The following is a 3,449-nucleotide window of genomic DNA, read 5'->3' as shown; positions in this document are numbered from 1 at the left end:
ATCCGCGCTGCGAAGCTATATCGATTTCTACAACAGACAGCGTTTACACTCCGCCCTAGGCTACCGCTCACCGATCGAGTTCGAAGCCCAGCGCACCTAACCATCAGGTGTACATTTTTTCGAAGGAAGTCTCCGCGCTACGCGCGCCGCTAAATTCAAGCGTTGGGTGACTGAATGAATGATCGGCCGGAGTTGTTCCACCCAGGTCCGGGTCAGCGCGGCGTGTCGGAGCTTCACTACGCCGCCTACTGCGGTGACGCCGAGGCATTGAGCAGATGCCTAGAGGCAGGAGCCGACCCGAATCACGCGGACCAATACCGTGGATATACGGCCCTTCACTGGCTCGCAGACATGGCAGCGGCTGGGGGTGATGATCGCGCGCGCATGGCGGAGGAGCTATTGCGGCATGGTGCAGACCCGACTATCAAGTCAAGCGATAGCTACACGCCGGTTCAGTTGGCTTTGGATGCGAGCGGTCAGGGAGACGAAGTCGCAGCTGTCCTCAAGAAGTGGGAGGCATGAGCGTCCGTCGCCCAACTATGTATTCAAGCGGACCGCGCAACTTCCGTATTCGCAACCCCGTGGTCCGCGCCTGCGCGGCCGCTTAACACGGCGTTAGCGTGCTATGGGGATTGCGGAGCACTCCGTCGTTTCGTTCAGGATCTTCGGGGATGGCCTCGTTCCTTCCGAAGTCACGTCTATTCTTGGCTGCGAGCCGACGCATTCCTGTGCCAAGGGCGACATCCGCGTGGGACCAAAAACCGGAAACAAGTACGTAGAGAAGACCGGGCTCTGGAGCCTTGCGGCCGAAGATCGCCGCCCTGAAGACATTCCCGCCCAGATCCTAGAGATCCTAGGGAAGTTTCCCGAGGACCCAGCGGTCTGGGCCATCCTGCGGTCTCGCTACACAATGGACTTTTTCTGCGGCGTGTTCATGGGCTCTTCCAACGATGGCTTGGAGTTCTCCCCGGAGGTTCTCGGAGCGCTATCCTCTCGCGGAATTTCGCTTAGCTTGGACATATATGACCCCTCCGAAGACTGAAGTGTGCCGTGCGCACGCTAACATTTCCGTAAGAGACTTCCCGTCAACTCCAGGCGAGTGACGCCTTTGCCCTTCGCGTTTGGGCTTCTGCGGGTCATCGGATTTTCCTCCGTGCTGCGTGTGACTTCGTTCAGTGCGATGCGGTGATGAAACGGTTGTCAGACGGCATTTCCGTAATCGGTCTTGTGGAGTCGCTGATGCGGACTCGGACCACTGTATAAACCGCACCTGGAGACCTCGCTCATCCATCGGGGTCGTCGGTGCCCGGGGATCAGCCGGTGCACGGAGTGACGTCCGCTAAGTTAGTCAGGTTCTCTCCAGGTCGGTCTGACCCGTTGTCTACTGCTTCGCGCTGACGTGGACGGTGGTCATGGGGTGTACTCAGGCTTTTACTGCGCGCGACGCGGCGTGCGCGCCGGCAGCGCGTTGCGCCATCGGATGCGTCAACCAGGCGTGGGCATCGTAGGTTTCATCGCGTGCCAGCATCGCCCAGAGCTGGCGCGCATGCTTGTTGGCGATTGCGACGAGGATTTTGCCGAATATCAGACGCCCGGCCAGGGAGCGAATCCAAATCTGCTCGGGTGTGGCCTTTTCCGGAGCCACGGCCTTGGCCCGCTGCAGGGCACTGCGGGCCCCCTGGATCAGCAGTGTGCGCAGATACCCATCGCCGCGGCAGCTGATCGTGCCCAGACGGCGGCGACCGCCACTGGAATGCTGGGTGGGTACCAGGCCCAACCAGGCAGCCAGCTGTCGGCCGTTCTTGAATTCCTTGCCCTCGCCGATCGTGGCCACCACCGCATCGGCGGTGAGCGGGCCGATGCCGACCAGCGAGCGTACGCGCACACAGCGTTCATCGGATTGCGCATGGGCTTCGATGCGCCGATCGCAGTGGGCTACGCGCTGCTGCACGGCTTGCCAATGCTCGGCCAGATCGCGGACCAGCTCGATCAGTTCGACCGGTAGCGAAACCGCGTCGAGATCGGCCAGCCAGCGGCGTAAGGCGGCATCGCTCGGTGCGATGACGAGGCCGAATTCGGCCAGCAAGCCACGGAGCCGATTGCTGATAGCGAGGCCTTCGGCCTTGTAACCTTCGCGCACCCGATGCCAGGACAGGCGCACCTGCTGGTCAACCGACTTCAACGGCACAAAGCGCATGTTGCCCTGACGTGCTGCAGTGGCAATCGCCTCGGCATCGTTGCGATCGTTCTTGCTGCCGGCACTCTTGCGGAACGGTTTGACGAACTGGGCGGCCATCAACCGTGGCTCCAGGCCGTAGCCGCGACAAACCCGACCCCAATGATGCGCACTGCTGCAGGCCTCCATTGCCATCACCGTGCCTGCCGGCACCTGAGCCAGCCACGCCGCAAACTTCTCACGCCGAAGTTCGTGCCGATCCAGCACGCGTCCGGACGCATTCACCGAGCACACCGAGAACAGGTCCTTCGCCAGATCCACGCCAATGGTTATAGTATTCATGGAGACTTCCCCTTCTGCTGACGGTTGTGTAGAACTACCATCATGACCCTCGAGGCCGTAGGATGTGGGAAGTCTCTTTTTACTCAATCAAGCCGACCGCTAACGCGGCAGCTTATATCTGGTGTTGGACTGCAATGGATGATAACGACGTAGTCACTTTGCAGGTTGTCGATCGCGTGCGAGCAATCACGGAGCGCGAGGCACGGCGCGTTCTTCTTGCGGTAGCCATTGGGGCGCTAGTTTCAGCAGCTTTGGTCGTGCTTCTGGCATATGCGCTGTATGGCCCATTGAGCACTACCGTTGCCTTGACTGTGGGTAGCGTGTTTCTGCTTTTCGGAGCACTACAATTTGTTCATTGGGCACGGCATTATCAAAGTATTCGGCGCCAGCTGGACGCGTTGAGTAAGCGAGTCTCTCGCGGAGAGCTCGTATATGGAGCGCAGGTGAAGTTTCACTCTTACCGCCAGCGGTCCAACTAGTCATTCGAGCCGACGTGCTGACGCACGCGGCTCAATTCAGGTGTTGGGCCTGCGCATGAGCAATCGAATCACAAGGCTTTCTGGTGTGCGTCAAGGCTTGGCCATTGCTCTGCTGGTGATATTGGCGTTCATTCTCTATCAGTTCATTGTGGAAGCGCCGAGCGACCTTCTCGTACAGTCAATTTTTTGCGCGATACTGGCAGTTACCTGCTTGGTATCGTCAGTCGAAGATTACTATCGGGGGAATCGCGTTTTTTCAGCTCTTGCCATTGCTATTGGCATTCTTAGCATAAGCACGGGAATATATGTCTATTCTCCATAGATATAGGCCCAACTATTCAATTAAGCCGACCGCTGACGCGGCGGCTTATTTCCGGTGTTGAAGCTGTAGAAAAACCCCTTTTCGATGAACACAATCCGCCGCGTTGGCGGATTTTGTTTTTTGGGATCTC

General features: G+C 58.7%; 5 protein-coding genes. 4 read left to right on the top strand and 1 reads right to left on the bottom strand.

The features are described 5' to 3' along the window. The 3 genes from BM125_RS19485 to BM125_RS19475 form a co-directional block, all read left to right on the top strand. A partial coding sequence (locus tag BM125_RS19485) for an IS3 family transposase (RefSeq protein WP_092411113.1) occupies positions 1-100 on the top strand: 100 nt, incomplete at its 5' end. 74 nt (positions 101-174) lie between these two features. Next, a complete protein-coding gene (locus BM125_RS21050) occupies positions 175-522 on the top strand; it encodes an ankyrin repeat domain-containing protein (RefSeq protein ID WP_092411111.1) in 348 nt (115 codons plus the stop codon). A gap of 103 nt (positions 523-625) precedes the next feature. Next, complete coding sequence (locus BM125_RS19475; RefSeq protein ID WP_092411109.1) at positions 626-1,042, top strand: DUF4279 domain-containing protein; 417 nt, start codon at positions 626-628, stop codon at positions 1,040-1,042. A 381-nt stretch (positions 1,043-1,423) separates the two neighbouring features. Here BM125_RS19475 and BM125_RS19470 read toward each other — a convergent pair whose 3' ends face one another. After that, the gene (locus BM125_RS19470) at positions 1,424-2,518 is read right to left on the bottom strand and encodes an IS110 family RNA-guided transposase (protein ID WP_092411107.1); all 1,095 of its coding nucleotides are present in this window, start codon (positions 2,516-2,518) and stop codon (positions 1,424-1,426) included. Between the two features lie 534 nt (positions 2,519-3,052). Here BM125_RS19470 and BM125_RS20040 point away from each other — a divergent pair. Continuing rightward, positions 3,053-3,319 carry a hypothetical protein gene (locus tag BM125_RS20040; RefSeq protein ID WP_139225133.1) on the top strand — a complete coding sequence of 89 codons (267 nt, stop codon included), beginning with the start codon at positions 3,053-3,055 and terminating at the stop codon, positions 3,317-3,319. The last annotated feature ends 130 nt before the right edge of the window (positions 3,320-3,449 follow it).

The sequence above is a fragment of the Dokdonella immobilis genome (assembly GCF_900115085.1).
Taxonomy (GTDB): domain Bacteria; phylum Pseudomonadota; class Gammaproteobacteria; order Xanthomonadales; family Rhodanobacteraceae; genus Dokdonella; species Dokdonella immobilis.
Note: the sequence above shows the minus strand (reverse complement) of the source record. Positions and strands in the feature narration are given on the sequence as shown.

Coding starts and splice junctions, on each gene's coding strand:
- BM125_RS19470 (WP_092411107.1), bottom strand. CDS start 2,518: ATGAATACTATAACCATTGGCGTGGATCTGGCGAAGGACCTGTTCTCG.
- BM125_RS20040 (WP_139225133.1), top strand. CDS start 3,053: ATGAGCAATCGAATCACAAGGCTTTCTGGTGTGCGTCAAGGCTTGGCC.
- BM125_RS21050 (WP_092411111.1), top strand. CDS start 175: ATGAATGATCGGCCGGAGTTGTTCCACCCAGGTCCGGGTCAGCGCGGC.
- BM125_RS19475 (WP_092411109.1), top strand. CDS start 626: ATGGGGATTGCGGAGCACTCCGTCGTTTCGTTCAGGATCTTCGGGGAT.